This is a genomic window from Streptomyces sp. NPDC008238, assembly GCF_042956445.1.
Classification (GTDB): domain Bacteria; phylum Actinomycetota; class Actinomycetes; order Streptomycetales; family Streptomycetaceae; genus Actinacidiphila.
In genome coordinates this window covers 1041327-1058023 of the sequence record NZ_JBIBGK010000001.1, presented here as the reverse complement: position 1 = coordinate 1058023, position 16697 = coordinate 1041327, and the positions used below count along the sequence as shown (strand labels likewise).

The following is a 16697-nucleotide window of genomic DNA, read 5'->3' as shown; positions in this document are numbered from 1 at the left end:
CGCCATGGACCCGACCCCGACCGCAGCGACCCGCACCAGGACCAGGACGGGACCCGGCGTCGAGGTGTGCGGCCCGGACCGGCCCCGGCTGGCACGGCACGTCCGGCTCGGCTTCTGCCGGACCAGGCAACGCCACGTCCTGCTGCACCCCGAGACCGTGGTGGTCCTGAACGGCACCGGCGCGGCGATCCTCGAACTGTGCGACGGGCGGCACACCGTGACCGGGATCGTGACCGAACTGGGCGCCCGCTACCGGACCGTCCCCGAGGACGAGGTACGGCGGTTCCTGACCCGGCTCGTCGCCCGGCGCTGGATGGAGCTCACCGATGGATAGCCCGTTCGGGCTGCTTGCCGAACTCACCTACCGCTGCCCGCTGGCCTGCCCGTACTGCTCCAACCCCCTGGAGATGGCCCGCTACCGGGACGAGCTGACCACGGACGAGTGGCGGCGCGTCCTGGCCGAGGCCGGCGAGCTGGGAGTCCTGCAGTGCCACCTGTCCGGCGGTGAACCACTGCTGCGGCGCGACCTGGTGGAGATCGCGGCGGCCGCCCACGACCTGGGGCTGTACACCAACCTCGTGACCAGCGCGCTGGGCCTGTCCCGTCCGAGGGCCGAGCGGCTGCGGGCCGCCGGGCTCGACCACGTGCAGGTCAGCGTCCAGGCCGCCGAGGCGGCCGCCTCCGACCGGATCGCCGGCACCCCGTCCTTCCGGCGCAAGATCGAGGCGATGCACCTGGTCAAGGAACTGGGCTGGCCCCTCACCGTGAACGTGGTGCTGCACCGGCACAACATCGACCGTGTCGCCGACGTGCTCGGCCTGGCCGAGGAGGTGGGCGCCGACCGGCTGGAGCTGGCCAACACCCAGTACTACGGCTGGGCCTGGCGGAACCGTGCCGCGCTGCTGCCGAGCCGGGCCCAGCTGGAGGCGGCCGAGTCCGTCGTACGGGCCGCCCGTGAACGCCTGCGGGACCGCATGGACGTCGTCTACGTCATCTCCGACTACTACAGCCGCTACCCGAAACCCTGCATGGGCGGGTGGGCGTCCCGGCAGCTGACCGTGACGCCCAACGGCGACGTCCTGCCCTGCCCGGCCGCGCAGTCCCTGCCGCTGCCGCGGGCCGGCGTACGGGAGCACCCACTGGCGTGGATCTGGGCCGAGTCGCCGGTGATGAACGCGTTCCGCGGGACGGACTGGATGCCGGAGCCCTGCCGGAGCTGCTTCCGCCGGGAGGTGGACTTCGGCGGCTGCCGGTGCCAGGCGTTCCTGCTCACCGGCGACGCGGCCCGCACCGACCCGGTCTGCCACCTGTCGCCCGACCACCACCTGGTGGCCGAGGCGGTCGAGGCCGCCGGCACCGGCTCGCGGACCGGCGCCCCGCGCCTGGTCCCCCGCCCGCACCGCCCCCGCCCCCCGGCCCACGCCCCGGGAGCACCCGCCTGACGCGTCGACTGCCTGCTCAGCCGTCGGTTGGTTCGCCGACGAGGAATCCTTCGGCCCAGTGGGGCTGACCCACGGTGTACTCGTGCACGTGGAAGCCGTGGGGATGGTCCTTGAACCCGGGCAGGGTGCGCGCCTGCTCGATGCGTCGTTCCGCTCGTTGCAGGCTCGAGTACAGGCCGAGGAACGTGAAGCTGTCCTCGCTGTCGTCCCAGAAGAGCGGTTCGCCGTCTTCCATGAAGTCGACGGCGGCCGGAGCACCCGGCTCGTCCGCGAAGCGATGCCTGTGCACCAGGAGGTAGAGCGTCCGGCCCATCAGTCCCGCCCGAGCCCTTCGGGATTCACCGTGACGAACCCCTGGTTCCACAGATCCTCGTCCACCGTCACGGGTGCGATCTCGAAACAATCAGGTTCGTCCCGGAACCCTGGAAGCTTCCTGGAGATCTCCCGCTGCCTCTCCGCGACCGCCTGGTCCGGGTAGACACCGATGATCCTCCACTCCTCCTCGTCCAGGTGGACGGTGCCGTCCGCATCGAGATGCACGACCCGTCCGTCCTGCTCCACCACGAGATGGCGCGCGTGCCACAGCACGTAGAGATCGCCGTCGGGTTCGTGTTCCTCTGTCATGGCGGGAATTCTCCCTTGCCGGCGCGTCCGCAACCTCGCCGGGCCGAACGACTAGCCACCGAGCCACAGCGGCAGCGCCACCGCGGCGATGATCAGGGTGACCCCGCTCAGCAGGTCCGGGCGGAGGCGGATCAGACGTGCCGCGGCCCGCCCGAGGCGCAGCCCGAGCAGCGACATCACCGCCGTCACGATTCCGAAGACGGCGGCCGAGAACCACGGAGAGAGCCCGAGGAGACCCAGACTCGCCCCGGCGAACAGGTTGTCCAGGCTCAGCGTCAGCGGGATGCCGAACAGCGCCCACGGGTGGTCCAACTCCTGGGGCTCGGGGTTCCGCAGGGCCGAGACGACGAGGTAGAGACCGTATCCGCCGAGAGCGGCCGCGCCGACGAGGTCGGCGACGTCCCCGACGGAATCCCCGATACGGCGACCGATCAGCAGCCCGACCAGGGGCATGACGGCGTCCCACAACCCGAAGGTGAGCGCGACCTGCACGGCGCGCCTCAGGCTGAACGGGACGGTGCCGAGCGCGATCGACACCCGGAAATTGTCGAGGCTGAGCACGAAGCCCAGCACCAGTACTTCCCAGATCATGGCGATGTCGCTGCCCGTCGACGACCGACGGCGGCGGAGCCGGTACGCCCCGTGGACCGGCCGTCGGGTGAGGGACGATGGCCCGTGCCCCGGATGGGCCCGGGAACGCGGCCGCGAAGCGGTGTCCGGGGCGTTTCCCACACTACTCGCCGGGCCCGGGTGCCGCTTCCGCCGGCCGGGGAGCGGATCAGGGCCGGCGGGCGGCCCAGACCGTGCGTTCGGTGCGGACCCGCAGGTCGGTGCGGCGCGCGAGGCTGCCGGGGGCGTCGGCGTCGAGCAGGCGGTCCAGGGCGGCCAGGTCGTCCGGCGTCAGGGCGTCGGCGACGGCGGCGCGCATCCGGCGCAGGGTGCTGAGGGCGTAGCGGGTGACGGTCTCGGTGGGCGGCGGCGCGATGTCCACGGCCAGGGTGCGTTCGGCTTCGACGGTGAAGCCGGCCCCGGTCAGCTCGGCCCCCCAGTCCGCGCCGCGGTGCGGGAGGTGCACGGCGTGCCGGCGGTCGAGCGCGGCGTGGCAGCGCTCCTCGAGGCCCGGAGCGTCGTCGGGGGCGTCCTCGGGCAGGAAGCGCGGGAACCCGGCCAGTTCGACGGCGGCGAGGAGGCCGCCCGGGGCCAGGAGGTCCTGGACCCGGCGCAGGGTCCTGCCGGGGTCGGCCATGTGGTGCAGGGAGGCCGAGGCCCACACGAGTTCCGGGGTGCCGAGGTCGGGCCAGGCCGTCGCGTCGAGGTCGGCGTGGACGAGGCGTACGCGGTCGGTCACTCCGGCCGCGGCTGCCTTGGCCTGCAGGCGCTGCAGGTGCGGGGCCGAGGAGTCGACGGCCGTCACCTGGGCGTCGGGGAAGCGCCGGAGCAGGGCGAGGGTTCCGGCTCCGGTGCCGCAGCCGAGGTCCACGACGCGGCGGGGGCCGTTCCCGACCGGCAGCCAGGCCGTGATGGACGCAGTGTGCTCGGCGAGCACTTCCGCGTCCAGGTCGAGGATCTCCGCCTGGCCTTCCGTGTCGTGCTCGTGGTCCTGGCCGTGCTGCTGGCCGTGCTCGTGGACGTCGACGTGTGCGTGCACGTGGGGCGCGCCGTGGTGCGCTGCCTGAGGGCGGGGGGCGTTCATGGCGGCCACGCTAACCGGGCGGTACGCCCGCGGCCCGGTGGCTTCCGGAAAGCGCAAGACGATGGCCGGCTGGGCTGCGGCACGCGCAAACCGTCACGGTGATGACGCCTTCCCGGCGTCATCGCCGCGCTGGTGCCCGCGCCGGGCGTCGCGGTCGAAGATGCCGAGGATCTCGCACGGTCCGCCCTCGGCTCCAATGGCGTGCGGCAGCATCGTGGGGAACTCCGCCGCCTGGTTGGTCTCGACCCGCAGCCGCCGGTCGCCCAGCAGCAGGACCGCGGTGCCGGACAGGACGACGAGCCATTCGCGGCCGGGGTGGGCGCGCATGCGCGACGGCTGGTCGGGCGGCGGGCTCGTCATGCGCTGCCGTACGACGGTCATGCCGGGTTCCGCCTTGATCGGCCAGCGCAGCTGCCCGCGCGCCCTGTCGGCCGTCGGGTGGGAGATGACGTCGTCCGAAGCGGTCTCGACCAGCTGGTCGAGGGAGGTGTCCAGGGCGCGGGCGAGGATGACGAGCTGGTCGAGGGCGAGCCGGCGCTGCCCGTTCTCGATCCGGGACAGCGTGGACTGGCTGACGTTGGCGCGGGCGGCCAGTTCCTCCAGGGACCAGCCCTGGGCGACGCGCAGGGCGCGGATGCGTTGCCTCACCAGGCCGTCCAGATCACCATCGCCTTGCGTCATGGGCAAGATTCTATGCGCTCACGGCAAGACCGCCCGTTCCGTGACCGCGCCGCCGGGACGCGGCAGCCGCGAGGAGCACGGCTGCCGCGTCGGCGCCGACGGTGGTCGACGACCGGTCGCGCGTCGGCTACTGGGACGCGCCCTTCTGGATCTCCCAGAAGCGGAAGACGGTGGAGGGGTCGAGGGTCCACTCCAGGCCGTTGATGTTGTCCTTGGAGACCACGTACTGCTTGCCCTGCCAGAGCGGGATCATCGGCACGTCGTCCGCCACCGCGGACTGCAGGTCCTCGAAGTCGGCGGTGGTGTCGCCGCGGCCGGCCTCGGCGGCGGTGCGCGGGATCAGCTGCCCGGTGATCTTCTTGTTGACGTAGTTGTTGGACAGCACGTTGCCGTCACCGAAGAACGGGGCGGTGAAGTTGTCCGGGTCCGGGTAGTCCGGCACCCAGCCGCGCACGTACGCCGCGTACTTGCCCGCCTCGATGTCCTTGGCGTACTGGTCGGCGTCGGTGGTCTTGACGTCCACGTCGAACAGCCCGCTGTCGTTGAGCTGCTTGGCGATCGCCTTCAGCTCCGCCACCGTGCCCGGCCCGAAACGCACCGGCGTCGCCCACAGCGTGAACTTCACCTTCTCGGTGATCCCCGCCTGCGACAGCGCGGACTGCGCGCCCGCCACGTCACCGCCCTCGCCGTACCGGTCGAAGAACGCCGTGTTGTGACCGGTGATGCCCTGCGGCACGATCGAGTACAACGGCGTCGCCGTGCGCTGGTACACGTCCCGGATGAACGCCTTGCGGTCGATCACGTACGCCACCGCCCGGCGCACCGCCTTGTTGCCCACCACCGGGTCCTTGACGTTGAACACCAGGTGCTGGACCTCGGCACCGGTGCCCTCCACCACCTGGATCCCGGTGTCGCCGGCTATCGAACTGCGCTGCAGCGACGCGATGTCGGCCGAGTCCAGACCACGGTAGGCCAGGTCCACCGACCCGTCCTCGACCGCCGTCTTCAACGCCGGCTCGTCACCGAAGAACTTCATCGTCATACCGGAGTTACGGATCTCCGCCGACCCCTGGTAATCGTCGTTGACGGTGAACACCGCCTTGTCGCCGGCCTCGTAGGAGTCCAGCTTGTACGGGCCCGAACCCGTCGCCCCACCGTCGGTGCGCAGCTTGTCCGCCGGGTACTGCGTGTGGTCCACGATCGACCCCGCACCCGAGGCGATCTTCATCGGGAACGTCGCGTCGGAGTACTTCAGGTGGAACACCACCCGCTCCGGCGACGGGGTGTCGATCGTCTTGATCGAGTCCAGCAGCACCGCGGGACCGTTCTCGTCGTTGATCTTGACGGTCCGCTCGAAGGAGAACTTCACGTCCTGCGACGTCAGCGCCTCACCGTTGCTGAACTTCAGGCCCTTGCGCAGCGTGCAGTCGAAGGTCTTGCTGCCCTCGTCGGTGAACTTGCAGCTCTGCGCCGCCTCCGGCTCGGGCGTGGTCGCGCCCTTGGGGAAACTCAGCAGCGATTGGAAGACGTTGCTGAAGACGATCCAGGAGCCGACGTCGTAGCCGGACGCCGGATCGACCGCGGTCACCTTGTCCGTGATGCCCATCGTGAGGGACTTCCCGGTGGCTCCCCCGTCGGCCCCTCCCGTGCCGCAGCCGGCGACCACGGCCGCCGTCACGGTCACGGAGAGCGGGAGCGCCAGTCGCTGGACTCGATTCCTCACAAGACTTCCTCACTACTTTGCGGTAACCTGTGCTGGCTCACGCGCATACAGTTACTATTTTCCGATTCGCGTCAGACGGTCGCTCATCCTGCCAGGCGTCACCCGGGGGCGGGAAACCGGGGTGACCAGCCGGAACGGCGGCATGCGATGACATATGCAGATCAGGCCGCGCGTCGCCGCACCGGCGCTCACGCCCAAAACATCGAACCTAGCCGCCGCTTGGTGAACGCCGGATTGCCGCACGGTGGAGAAGCACTCGCGCCCGGCGGAACTACCGGGGGGTCGGGGCCGCCCCGTGGCCCTGTCGGCCGGCTCCGGCCCGCTCCCGTGTGGACGGCGCCGGGGGGAAAGCGAAAGGCGGTCCGTACCCGCGATGGGTACGGACCGCCTGACGTACTGCTCCTCGCGTCCCGGCCTCAGGGTCGCCGGGCGGGTCGGACCCTCATCGCCGCAGTGCCTTGAGCGCCTGGCGGACCAGGGTCGCGCGGTCGGCCGCCGAGGTCACGTGCTCGAGGCCGAAGCCCAGCAGCACGGTGTCGTCAGTGACGACCGCCCCCTGCGTCAGCGGGCCGGTGCGCGTCCAGTCCCGCTGGGCGGGCGGGCTGCCCGCGGGCGGTCCGGAGACGGTCCAGGGGCCGAGGGAGGTCTCGAAGCCCTCGGTCTCGGTGACCGCGCCCCCGATGACCAGCGAGGCCTCGTCGGCCTGGACGCCCTGACCGCCGGAGCCCGGGTCGGTGACGTAGCTGAGCGAGACCTCGATCCTCTTGCCCGCGTAGGCGCTCAGGTCGAAGTTCACCTGCTGCCAGCCCCTGGAGGAGCCCGTGAAGCTGTTCCAGACGCCCGAGGTGCCGGTCGCCCCGCAGCCGCTCGCGCCCGGGGTCAGGTAGTGCGTCAGCCACGGGTGCTCGGCGATGTAGAACCCGGCCTCGCACTCGGCGGGCACGGCCGTACCGGTGGCACCGCCCGCCTCGGGGAGGGTGGTCCAGTCGTCGCCGCCGACGGTGTGGACCTCCAGGATCGCGTTGTCGTAGCCGGGCTCGGTGTCCCACAGGAACCGCGAGCGCAGGGTCGGCGCGTCGGCCGCGGTCACACCGCTGAGGTCGATCGTCCGGGTGAGCCGGTTGTAGGCGTCGTCGGTGTGGACGGCGGCCGCCATGAAGGAGCCCGCGTAGGGCGCGTCCGAGGCGACGGACCCGGTGTAGCGGCCGGCTCCCTTGCTGCCGAACTGCGGGAACGTGGCGGGCGCGAGCCAGTCGGAGGTCACCCGGTACGTTCCGGCCGTGTCCAGCGGGTTGCCGGTGGCGGCACCGAGCGGACCGCCGGCTCCGGCCAGCGCACCCGCGCCGGCGAAGCCCGTGGCGCCGTTGGTCGACGTGCGCGAGTACGCGCCGAGGTAGTACTGCGCGAAGTCGTTCGACGGGGTGCCGTCGGCCAGGGCCACGTTGCCGCCGGTCCGTTCGCCCGCCTCGATCAGCTTGCCGCCCTCGTTGAGGTAGGCGCGCAGCTCGAGCTGGGTGGGGTTGCCCGGCAGCGCCGCGCCCGTGTAGTGCACGACGGTACCGAAGTGGCCCAGGACCCCGAGCGCGTCGGGCACGCCCTGCGTGGCGACGTCCCAGACGGCCGCGCGGTGGCCGTTCGCCTTCAGCGCGTCGACGTACGCCTTGGTCTGCGTGGCGGCCGCGCCCTCCTCGGCGACGACGAGGGTGTCCGCCCAGGGGCGGTCGGCGACGGTGTACGTGAAGTGCTCGCTGGAGACCTTCTTGCCGCTCTTGGTCCGGCCGGTGAACCACACCTCGACCTTGTCGCCGACGTCCCCGTCGCGGACCGTGGCACGGTACTCGTCGAAGTAGAGGTTGTCCTCGCCGCCGTAGGTCTCACCGCCCCGCCAGGAGCGCAGCGACTCGTCCTTCGTGCGGCCGCCGTTGACGCGGTAGTTGAGTTCCCTGTCGCGCAGCGACTTGCGGGCGACGACCGAGACCTGCTGGTCGTCACCGCGCGAGTAGGAGGTCGTGAAGGAACCCGGGGTGAAGTCGGCGGCGTCCAGGCCCACGGAGGAGGAGGGCACGTCGGGGTGGGCCGCCGTCTCGGCGACGGAGAGCGCGAACGGGACGTTCTTCTCGAACTCGTCCTCGATCAGCTTCTCGTCGTCCGGGAAGTTGAAGCCCGACTGACAGTCGGAGGCCACCCACTGGTCGTCGGGGTCGATGTCCGACGCGGTCTGGCAGGTCGACATCTCGGGCGTGAACATCGCCAGGCCGTTGACGTTGGACGCGTGGCCGTCCGCCTCGCCGTTGGTGGTGTACAGCTCGGAGGAGACCTGCGGGTGGTAGCCGGGGATCGCGGAGTTGTCCGGCGTGCCGGCGAGCGCCTTGTAGAGGACGTCGTCGGGGGTGTCCGTGGCCACCTGCCAGCCGACCCCGTACAGGAGCAGTTCGGCGGCGGAGTGGTAGTTGATGCCGTAGGTGAAGTCGATGCGCTTCTGGAACGCGTCCAGGGCCCGCGTCTCCGGCTCGGAGTTCGGGCTCGCGCCGCGGTAGGTCTCGCTGGCCGGATTGGGCGAGGAGCCCTCGTTGTCGTAGCCCCACTTGTAGGCGAAGTTGCGGTTGAGGTCGACGCCGTCGCCCGCGGTGATGACGCCGTCGCCGTTGTTGTCCCGCAGGTTCTTGCGCCAGAGGCGGTTGTCCTCGCTCTGGAAGGTGTAGTCGTAGCCGTCCGGGTTCGCGGATATCAGGAACCAGAGCTCGGTGGAGTCGACGAGCTTCTTGATCCGCTTGTCGGTCCGCTAGTTGTCCAGGTAGTGGTGCATGAGCCGGCGGGTCATCTCCGGCGTGATCCACTCACGCGCGTGCTGGTTGGACATGTACAGCACGGAGGGCTTGGAGCCGTCCTTCGTCCTGGCGGCGTCCTTGGTGAGCTTGAGGGCTAGGATGTCCTGCCCCCGTACAGTCTTCCCGATCGAGACGACCTTGGTCAGACCGGGGTTGGCGCGCTGGGTGGCGAGGATCTCCTCCTTGATGCCGCCCTTGCCGCTGTACGGACGGAACACCTTGTCGGCGGCGTCCTGCACGCGCGCCTCGGCCCTCGCTCCGAGCGTGCGCTCGGTGAGCCGTACGCCTTCCTTCTCCAGTTCCTTCGCCTGCTTGCCGGTGAGGTAGACCTCGACCGTGGCCGTGCCCTGCGCCGGCGGCCGCTCGCTCAGCTCGTGCGCGTCCTGGCCGGCCTGGAGCAGCAGCGGGATCTGACCTCGGGTCACTTCTGCGCGGTACACCTTGACGGGGTCCGCCTCGGTGGCGGCCGTGCCCGAGTCGCGGGCCTGTGCCATGGGCGCCACCGTCGCACCGCACAGGACGAGGGCACCGACAGCAGCGATCGTTAAGGATCTGGTTCTCACGAGCATCCCTTCACGTCGTTCCAGGACAGAGGCGCCATCCCATAAGAAGTCGGGGCGCCAGTCAAGATGCGGGGAAAGACGTGTCCGGGGAGGCGGGTGCGCCGCAGGGCGGGCATTTCCCGTCCGGTGGCGGTGAATTCGGCCGCCATTGCTCGAAAGCCGGGTCGCGGACTGTGGGGAATTGCGGGATCGCCGTGAACGCGCTTTGTGATGGGCCGCGTCTACTTCGCGGTAACCTGCTATCGACGGGAATACCTCATTCCGCGTTCGCGGGTCGGCCGGTGTTCAGCTTTCCCGGTCCGGAAGGCCCTTTGGCGGCGTGGGGTCCGAGGGCAGCGATGCGGAAACGGTCACATCGCTGCGGATGACCGCGATCACGGTGTCGGCGGTGCGGTCGAGGTGGCTGCGGCCGTCGGGCAGCCGGGCGGTCCGGCTAATGTAGCTCTGCGGGCCGACGTGCGTGGCCGGATCCAGACGGTGCGTGGTGATCTTGCCCGCGCGGCGGGCGCGGTTCCAGCCGCTGAGCCGGAGCAGTGGCCAGCGCTGCGGGAAGATCCAGCCGCCGAGCCGTTCAATGCGGTCGCCTGGGCTGGTCAGCCGGTGCAGGTGCACGGCGTGGGTGAGGTCGTTGGCGCCGTTGTGGAAGCCGCCGAGGGTGATCAGCAGCAGGGGGGCCCGCAGTTGGGCGTGCAGTTCGCCGACGGCGCCGGTGGCGACCTGGGCGCCGCCGCTGTAGCTCAGCAGCACCACGGGGGTGCCGCTACCGGGACGGTAGCCGGCGAACCGGAGCTGGGTGGCGATCTGGCGGCCGACGGCCCGGTTGTACAGGGGCCGGTAGTGGCGGTCGGCGGCGACGAAGATCTGCATGACGTTGTGCAGGAACAGCAGCAGTCCGATGCGGCGGCGCAGCCGTGCCCACACCGGCCGTTCGGCCAGGGGGTCGGCGAGGGGCGAGTACGGCTGGACCTGGCCGAGCACCCGTAGTTCCGGGGCCCGGGACAGGAGGGCCGTGACGAGTCGACCGCCGTCGCGGGTGTCGCGGACCCGGCGTTTGCCGATGCCGTCCAGGTAGACGAGGTAGGCGGCCGGGGGGTCACCGGGAGCGGCGCCGCGGGCGTAGGGGACGCCCGCCGGGAGTTCGGTGACGGGGGCACGCCAGCGGGCACCGTAGGCCAGCACCTCGTACCGGGCCAGCAGCGCTTCGGCGATCAGGGCCGGCCCGACCGCGAACGCCCAGAGCAGGTGGCCGTTCACGCGATCGCCTCCGGCGGCTCGGTCGCGCCCAGCCGCACGACCAGGCGCCGTACGGCCTCGACCGCGAGACCCAGTCCGGCTCCCGCGACGGCCACGCAGCCGGCCGCCTCCCACCAGCCGGCGCCGGTGGCCGTGGCGAGCGGGCCGGCCAGACCGGCCCCGACCCCGGCGAAGAGCAGGAAGTGGAGAAAGGGTCCGAGCCAGGGGAAGGCGAGGACGCCGGCGAACACCAGCGGGGCCGCCAAGTCCGCGGTCCACACCGGCGCGGCGCCCACGGGCGGGCGGGACAGCACCAGTTCGGCCAGTGTCGCCGCGGTCGGCGGCCACAGCGCGAACACTGCGCTCTCGACCAGGCCCCCGCCCAGCAGCGATCCCGCCACGAGCGTGCGCGGCATGCCGGGACGCCGCACGGCCAGCGGCACGATGCGCCCGGCGGCCTCGGACACCCCGGCGAGCGTCAGCATTGTGATGACCAGGGGTGTCACGGCTCAGCTCCGCCCCGCGCCGGCGGCGGCTGCGGGCGCCCGGCCGGTGGACCGGGCCGCACGCAGGTAATCCTCGAGCGCGTCGGCGGCACCCCGGTATCCGCCGGCTTCGCGCTGGGCGGCCCGCAGGGTGGCCGTGGCCGCCCGGAACCCGGGCCCCTGGAGCAGCCGTGCGGCGCGGCCGCGTACGGCGTCCTCGGTGATGTCCCGCCCGGTGAGCGCGAGTCCGGCGCCGAGTTCCTCGACGCGGCCGGCCACCATGGGCTGGTCGGCGCCCTGGGGGACGATCAGCATCGGCACACCGGCGTACAGGGCCTCGTTGACGCTGTTCATGCCCCCGTGGGTGACGAACAGTGCGGCGCGCCGCAGCACTTCGGGCTGCGGGACGAACGGGCGGACGAGCACGTTGGGCGGCAGCGGGCCCAGTGCGGCGGGGTCGGTGCGTCCCGAGGAGACGACGACCGTGCCGGCCAGGGGGGCCAGGGCGCCGGCGAGGGTACGCAGCAGTCGTGGGTCGGAGGTGAACACCGTGCCCAGCGAGGCGTACACCACGGGGTCGCGCAACTCGGCCACGGGGAAGGAGGGGTCGCGGGGGCGCGCGCCGATGCTGGGGCCCACGAAGCGGTAGGTGTCGTCGAAGTGCCCGGCCCTGGGCTGGAACGCCCGGGAGGTGTAGACGAGGTTGAGCGGCTGCCGGATGTTGCCCAGGTCGGTCAGGGGCAGTCCGCGTGCGTCGTAGCGCCGGCACAGCTCCCGGCGCGACCGCAGGTAGCCGCGCAGGCTGCGGGGACTGGCCGCGGCGGCGGTCAGCAGCTCCCGGGAAACGCGGGTGGGGCTCGGCACGAGGTGGTTGAACGCGAAGGTCGTGAACGAGGAGGCGGCCGGCACGCCCAGTTCGCGGGCGGCGATCGCGCCCCACGGGCAGGCGTTGTCGTGGACGACGAGGTCCGGCCGGATGCGCCGCAGGTCCGTGAGCACGGAGGGCAGCAGGGTCACGGCGCTGTGGGCGAGCCCTTCCAGCAGCGCGACCGGAGTCGGCGGATCGGGGAGGGGCCGCTCGCCGCCGGCGTACGGGTGCACCTCGGCGCCCGCGGCCTCGATCTCCTCCTGGAAGGCGGCCGAGGTGTGGTAGGTGACGCGGTGCCCGCGCCGGACGAGTTCGGCGACCACCGGGAGGGTCGGGTTGACCCGCCCGTGCATGGCGATGTTGAGGAAGGCGACGGTGCTCACGGGAGGTCCTCCGGTGCGATGGGTGCCGCCCCGGCCGGGCAGGACGGGCCGGCCGGGAGCGGCAGGGGTGCGTCGGCCCGGTACAGGCCCGGTCCGGTGACGCGCAGCGCGTCGAGGAAGTCCCCCGCCGTACGGCGCGCGGTGCTGATCAGCCGCTGCGCGTGGCCGAAGTCCCAGGGCGCGGGCCAGGTGTCGATGCCGGTCGGCAGCACGACGGTCGGGACGTGCCGGGAAACCTCGCGCAGATCGCGTTCGATCTGGTGCCGCATCAGGAGCACGCCGGCCCTGGAGGCGACCGCGCCGGCACCGCGGCGCCGGACGGCCCGGTCCTGCGGTGCGCCCTCGGGCCCGGTCGACAGCGCCACGACGCTGGCCGCCCCGGCCTGGAGGGCCGCCAGGACCGGGACGTAGGCGATCACGCCGCCGTCGACCAGCGTCCTGTCCTCGCGGTCGACCGGGGGCAGGATCCCGGGGACGGCCGCGCTGGCCAGCAGGGCGGACTCCAGGTCGCCGTGGTCGAGGAGCGCGGCGGCCCCGGTGTCGAGGTCCATGGCGACCGCCGTGAAGGGGACGGGGAGGTCCTCGATCCGGGACGGCAGCCCCGACCCGGCGATCAGCCGGCGCAGGCCGCGGTCGGCGAAGACGCTGGCCCGTGAGGGCGGGTAGCCGAGGGGGTACACCTCACGGCGGCGCAGGCCGGTCCAGACGCGCTCCAGCCAGGCCGCCGACCCGTCGGGGTGGGCGGCCGCGATCGCGCCCAGCAGGGCGCCCACCGAGGTGCCGACGATCATGTCGGGGACGAATCCGCGCTCTTCCAGCGCGTAGCCCAGGCCGACGTGTGCCGCCCCGAGCACGCCGCCGGCGCCGACCACCGCGGCCACGGGCCGGGGAAGGGCGCCCAGGGACTCCGGCGCCGGAGGCCAGGGCCGGCCGACACGGCCGTCGGCCGCGGTGGGCACGGTGGGCGCGCGCCCGCCTGGCCCGGCGCCGCTCGCCGGCCGGCCGCCACGGGCCTCCGTGCGGGGCGAGGGGACCGGTGTCCGGCCACGGGTGATCCTCATGATCCACCTTCCTTGACCGCGGCACCGCATCGGACCGGTGCCGCGGCTCGACCTCCCACCCCCTCCATCTCATGACACAAAGGTAGTATCATCCGATACCATCACGTGTGAGAATTTCTTGCGTTAACCCAGCGAAAAGCCGCGTGGCGGACACGCCACGCGGCTGAAGACCCTCCCTGCGGTCCGGCTGCTACACCTCGTCACCCGCGGGGTGGGCGAAGCGCGTCAGAAGGCGCGTCAGCAGTTCGGCCTCACCGGGGCCCAGGTCCGCGACCAGACGCTCGGCCAGCGGCGCCGCCGCCTCGTGGGCCGCGTCGAACAGCTCCAGGCCGGCCGGGGTGATCTCCACCGCCCGCACCCGACGGTCCCCCGGGACGCCCTTGCGGACCGCGAGTCCCTTGCGCTCCAGGTCGTCCACGACCCGCATGATCCCCGCCTTGTCGGACCCCGTCGCCGCGGCCAGGTCCCGCTGCACCGTGGGCCCGCGGCCGACCAGGACCAGCAGCACCGCGAAGTGCCGCATCTCGATGCCGAGCGGCCTGAGCGCCTCCACCATCACGGCACCGGCACGCCAGTGCGCCCGGCGCAGCAGCAGGCCCAGGGCGAACGGCGAGGTGTCGCCGGGACGGTCGGTGGCACGCGGGGCACCGGCCTCACGAGGGGTGTCGGCAGTCATGGACGCACATTACCAGCCATCCACACATTCAATACCGTATCGAGTGATACCGCATACCGGCCGGGCACCGCCGCCCCGTTCCGGGCGCCCGCTCCGGGCGCCCACCCCTCCGCCGGGAGCGGCGCGTACGCTCGGTGCGGTCACCAGCGATCAGGAGGTGGGCGGTGCGGCGGGCGTATCTGCTGTGGACGGTTGCGGCGGCCGGACTGGCCGTGGACCAGATCACGAAGGCGATCGCCGCCGTGGTCGTCGAGGGCCACGAGCCCAGGTACGCCCTGGGCGGTGCGGTGACCTTCACCGCGTTCCGCAACTCCGGGGCGGCCGGCTCCTTCGCACCCCGCGCGACCCTGCTCTTCACCCTGGTGGCGATCGTGGCGCTGGCGGCCATCACGCGGGTCGCCGGTTCCGTGCGTTCCACGGGCTGGGCGGCCGGCCTCGGGCTGATCTTCGCGGGCGCCGGCGGCAACCTCGCCGACCGCCTCTTCCGCACCCCCGGGTTCGGCCGGGGCGCCGTGCTGGACTTCATCCAGGTCGGCGATTCCGGGATCTTCAACCTCGCCGACCAGTGCGTCACGGCGGGTGCCGTGATCGTGCTCATCCAGACCTTCCGCGGCGTCCCGTTGCGTGCCGCCGCCGCGAGCGGCGCGGGAGCGAGCGGCACCGCCGGAACCGGGGCGCTGGAGCGGTAACCGCACCGCAGGACGCGGCGCACGCGCAGGGCGTGCGGCCGCGGCGCGGCCTCACGCCGCCGACTCGACGTCCTCGCCGGACGCAGCCGCCTCCTCATCGGCCGGCAGCCACGACTCGGCCCACGTCGAGATCTCCCGGACGACCTCCTCCAGGGCGCGGCCCTTGGCGGTGAGGTGGTACTCGATGGTCACCGGGGTGGTCGGCAGGACGTGGCGTTCGACCACGCCCTCCTGCTCGAAGCGCTTGAGGCGGTCCGACAGCAGCTTGTCGGTGATGTCGGGGATGGCGTCGCTGATCTGGCGGAAGTGCGTCGCGCCACGGAGCAGCTCACGCAGGATCACCCCCGCCCACCGGCGTCCGATCATCTCGACGGCCAGGTGGTAGCGAGGGCAGAAGTCGGGCTCGTAACCGCTCATACCAGCCAGCTTACCAATGGATAGCGACTTGCCCACAGGGGATAGACCCTGTTAGCTTTCACCCGGCCAGCCACTTTCGAATGGATAGCCCCTATCCCTGGGGTGGCCGTACCCTCCGCCGGACAAGGAAGCACCAGAGATGACCACACCGTTCGAGCCCATCACCGTCGGTGAGACCCAGGTCCCCCACCGGATCTTCATGTCGCCCATGACCCGCAACCGCGCGACCGCCGAGGGCGGACTCGCCACCGAGGCCATGGTCGACTACTACACGCAGCGGGCCGGGGCGGCCGCGCTGATCATCACCGAGGGCACCCAGCCCAACCGGGTCGGCCAGGGCTACAACGCGACCCCGGGCCTGCACAGCGACGAGCAGGTGGCCGCGTGGCGCACCGTGACCGACGCCGTCCACGCAGCGGGCGGCCGCATCTTCGCCCAGATCATGCACTCCGGCCGGATCGGCCACCGGGACCTGACCGGCCTGGTCCCCGTGGCGCCGTCGGCCGTGCGGGCGCCCGGCGTCACGTACACCGCCGAGGGGCCGAAGGAGCACGACGTCCCGCGCGAACTGACCGAGGAGGAGATCCTCGGGACGATCGCCGACCACGCCTCGGCGGCGCGCAACGCGATCGCCGCCGGCTTCGACGGCGTGGAGCTCCACTCCGCCTCCGGCTACCTGCTCCACCAGTTCCTCTCCGACAGCGTCAACCTCCGCACCGACCGCTGGGGCGGCAGCACCGAGAACCGCATCCGCTTCGTCGTGGAGACCGTCAGGGCCGTGGCCGAGGCCGTCGGCGCGGAGCGCGTCGGACTGCGCATCTCCCCCGGCATCACGGACCAGGGCATCGTCGAGAACGACCCCGTCGAGCTGTACACCGCCCTGCTCACCGCCCTGTCGGACCTGCCGCTCGCCTACGTCCACACCCGTGAGCAGGCCGGACGCGACCTGACGCGCAAGATCCGTGCCGCCTGGCCCGGCACGCTCGTCCTCAACCCCCAGTACGACGACGAGCGCCCGCCCCACGAGGCGCTGGCCGACGTCTTCGCCGAGGGCGTCGCCGACGCCGTCACCCTCGGCCGGGCCTTCCTCGCCAACCCCGACCTGGTCAGCCGCATCAAGGCCCAGGGGCCCTACAACACCGCGGACCCGGCGAGCTTCTACGGCGGCGACGAGCGGGGCTACACCGACTACCCGGCCCTCGTCTGACCCCGCCCGCGCGCCGCCCCGGCGGCGCGCCACGGGCGGACGCGCCGGGCGCCTCCCCTCCCGGGGACGCGCCCGGCGCTCTGGTAGGACTCGTCCCACGGCGCGGGCGGGGCACGGGGTCCAT

16 protein-coding genes and 1 pseudogene are annotated in these 16697 nt (G+C 72.3%); 4 read left to right on the top strand and 13 right to left on the bottom strand.

What is annotated here, in order from left to right; all coding sequences use genetic code 11:
- The first annotated feature begins 4 nt into the window (after nt 1–4).
- A complete protein-coding gene (gene pqqD, locus ACFZAU_RS04710) occupies nt 5–334 on the top strand; it encodes a pyrroloquinoline quinone biosynthesis peptide chaperone PqqD (protein WP_499601186.1) in 330 nt (109 codons plus the stop codon).
- On the top strand, nt 327–1442 hold the full coding sequence (gene pqqE, locus ACFZAU_RS04705; protein ID WP_500551074.1) for a pyrroloquinoline quinone biosynthesis protein PqqE: 1116 nt from the start codon (nt 327–329) through the stop codon (nt 1440–1442). Before pqqD ends, pqqE begins: the two co-directional genes overlap by 8 nt.
- A gap of 16 nt (nt 1443–1458) precedes the next feature.
- On the opposite strand, the gene ACFZAU_RS04700 is transcribed toward pqqE, so the two are convergent.
- The 12 genes and pseudogenes from ACFZAU_RS04700 to ACFZAU_RS04645 all read right to left on the bottom strand — a co-directional run bounded on the left by ACFZAU_RS04700 (nt 1459) and on the right by ACFZAU_RS04645 (nt 14260).
- The gene (locus ACFZAU_RS04700) at nt 1459–1755 is read right to left on the bottom strand and encodes a DUF7336 domain-containing protein (protein ID WP_500551073.1); all 297 of its coding nucleotides are present in this window, start codon (nt 1753–1755) and stop codon (nt 1459–1461) included.
- On the bottom strand, nt 1755–2066 hold the full coding sequence (locus tag ACFZAU_RS04695) for a hypothetical protein (protein WP_500551072.1): 312 nt from the start codon (nt 2064–2066) through the stop codon (nt 1755–1757). The genes ACFZAU_RS04700 and ACFZAU_RS04695 overlap by 1 nt, the downstream gene beginning before the upstream one ends.
- A gap of 51 nt (nt 2067–2117) precedes the next feature.
- Nucleotides 2118–2657, bottom strand: a complete 540-nt coding sequence (locus tag ACFZAU_RS04690; protein ID WP_499601183.1) for a manganese efflux pump MntP — start codon at nt 2655–2657, stop codon at nt 2118–2120.
- Nucleotides 2658–2844: 187 nt separating this feature from the next.
- The gene (locus tag ACFZAU_RS04685) at nt 2845–3759 is read right to left on the bottom strand and encodes a class I SAM-dependent methyltransferase (protein ID WP_500551071.1); all 915 of its coding nucleotides are present in this window, start codon (nt 3757–3759) and stop codon (nt 2845–2847) included.
- Nucleotides 3760–3852: 93 nt separating this feature from the next.
- Nucleotides 3853–4440 carry a helix-turn-helix domain-containing protein gene (locus ACFZAU_RS04680; protein WP_500551070.1) on the bottom strand — a complete coding sequence of 196 codons (588 nt, stop codon included), beginning with the start codon at nt 4438–4440 and terminating at the stop codon, nt 3853–3855.
- 127 nt (nt 4441–4567) lie between these two features.
- The gene (locus tag ACFZAU_RS04675) at nt 4568–6163 is read right to left on the bottom strand and encodes an ABC transporter substrate-binding protein (protein ID WP_500551069.1); all 1596 of its coding nucleotides are present in this window, start codon (nt 6161–6163) and stop codon (nt 4568–4570) included.
- Between the two features lie 442 nt (nt 6164–6605).
- A pseudogene (locus ACFZAU_RS04670) lies at nt 6606–9560 on the bottom strand (M14 family metallopeptidase).
- 279 nt (nt 9561–9839) lie between these two features.
- Entirely contained in the window at nt 9840–10808 is a 969-nt protein-coding gene (locus ACFZAU_RS04665) for a hypothetical protein (protein WP_500551068.1), read from the bottom strand.
- Nucleotides 10805–11293, bottom strand: a complete 489-nt coding sequence (locus ACFZAU_RS04660) for a hypothetical protein (protein ID WP_500551067.1) — start codon at nt 11291–11293, stop codon at nt 10805–10807. The genes ACFZAU_RS04665 and ACFZAU_RS04660 overlap by 4 nt, the downstream gene beginning before the upstream one ends.
- Before the next feature lie 3 nt (nt 11294–11296).
- Nucleotides 11297–12523: a macrolide family glycosyltransferase gene (locus ACFZAU_RS04655; RefSeq protein ID WP_500551066.1), complete on the bottom strand. Its 1227-nt coding sequence runs from the start codon at nt 12521–12523 to the stop codon at nt 11297–11299.
- Nucleotides 12520–13584 carry a patatin-like phospholipase family protein gene (locus tag ACFZAU_RS04650; protein WP_500551065.1) on the bottom strand — a complete coding sequence of 355 codons (1065 nt, stop codon included), beginning with the start codon at nt 13582–13584 and terminating at the stop codon, nt 12520–12522. The genes ACFZAU_RS04655 and ACFZAU_RS04650 overlap by 4 nt, the downstream gene beginning before the upstream one ends.
- Nucleotides 13585–13774: 190 nt before the next feature.
- Complete coding sequence (locus ACFZAU_RS04645; RefSeq protein WP_500463858.1) at nt 13775–14260, bottom strand: MarR family winged helix-turn-helix transcriptional regulator; 486 nt, start codon at nt 14258–14260, stop codon at nt 13775–13777.
- A 164-nt stretch (nt 14261–14424) separates the two neighbouring features.
- Here ACFZAU_RS04645 and ACFZAU_RS04640 point away from each other — a divergent pair, with 164 nt between their 5' ends.
- Nucleotides 14425–14949 (top strand): signal peptidase II, encoded by a 525-nt coding sequence (locus tag ACFZAU_RS04640; protein ID WP_499601173.1) that lies wholly within the window; start codon nt 14425–14427, stop codon nt 14947–14949.
- A 51-nt stretch (nt 14950–15000) separates the two neighbouring features.
- Here the strand turns inward: ACFZAU_RS04640 and ACFZAU_RS04635 are convergent, their stop codons facing one another.
- Entirely contained in the window at nt 15001–15366 is a 366-nt protein-coding gene (locus ACFZAU_RS04635; protein ID WP_500551064.1) for a winged helix-turn-helix transcriptional regulator, read from the bottom strand.
- A gap of 139 nt (nt 15367–15505) precedes the next feature.
- Here ACFZAU_RS04635 and ACFZAU_RS04630 point away from each other — a divergent pair, with 139 nt between their 5' ends.
- A complete protein-coding gene (locus ACFZAU_RS04630; RefSeq protein WP_500551063.1) occupies nt 15506–16573 on the top strand; it encodes an alkene reductase in 1068 nt (355 codons plus the stop codon).
- Nucleotides 16574–16697: the final 124 nt, after the last annotated feature.

What these genes read in the sequence shown, in the direction of transcription:
- pqqD (WP_499601186.1), top strand. Translation starts at nt 5, where the DNA reads ATGGACCCGACCCCGACCGCAGCGACCCGCACCAGGACCAGGACGGGA.
- pqqE (WP_500551074.1), top strand. Translation starts at nt 327, where the DNA reads ATGGATAGCCCGTTCGGGCTGCTTGCCGAACTCACCTACCGCTGCCCG.
- ACFZAU_RS04700 (WP_500551073.1), bottom strand. Translation starts at nt 1,755, where the DNA reads ATGGGCCGGACGCTCTACCTCCTGGTGCACAGGCATCGCTTCGCGGAC.
- ACFZAU_RS04695 (WP_500551072.1), bottom strand. Translation starts at nt 2,066, where the DNA reads ATGACAGAGGAACACGAACCCGACGGCGATCTCTACGTGCTGTGGCAC.
- ACFZAU_RS04690 (WP_499601183.1), bottom strand. Translation starts at nt 2,657, where the DNA reads ATGATCTGGGAAGTACTGGTGCTGGGCTTCGTGCTCAGCCTCGACAAT.
- ACFZAU_RS04685 (WP_500551071.1), bottom strand. Translation starts at nt 3,759, where the DNA reads ATGAACGCCCCCCGCCCTCAGGCAGCGCACCACGGCGCGCCCCACGTG.
- ACFZAU_RS04680 (WP_500551070.1), bottom strand. Translation starts at nt 4,440, where the DNA reads ATGACGCAAGGCGATGGTGATCTGGACGGCCTGGTGAGGCAACGCATC.
- ACFZAU_RS04650 (WP_500551065.1), bottom strand. Translation starts at nt 13,584, where the DNA reads ATGAGGATCACCCGTGGCCGGACACCGGTCCCCTCGCCCCGCACGGAG.
- ACFZAU_RS04645 (WP_500463858.1), bottom strand. Translation starts at nt 14,260, where the DNA reads ATGACTGCCGACACCCCTCGTGAGGCCGGTGCCCCGCGTGCCACCGAC.
- ACFZAU_RS04635 (WP_500551064.1), bottom strand. Translation starts at nt 15,366, where the DNA reads ATGAGCGGTTACGAGCCCGACTTCTGCCCTCGCTACCACCTGGCCGTC.
- ACFZAU_RS04630 (WP_500551063.1), top strand. Translation starts at nt 15,506, where the DNA reads ATGACCACACCGTTCGAGCCCATCACCGTCGGTGAGACCCAGGTCCCC.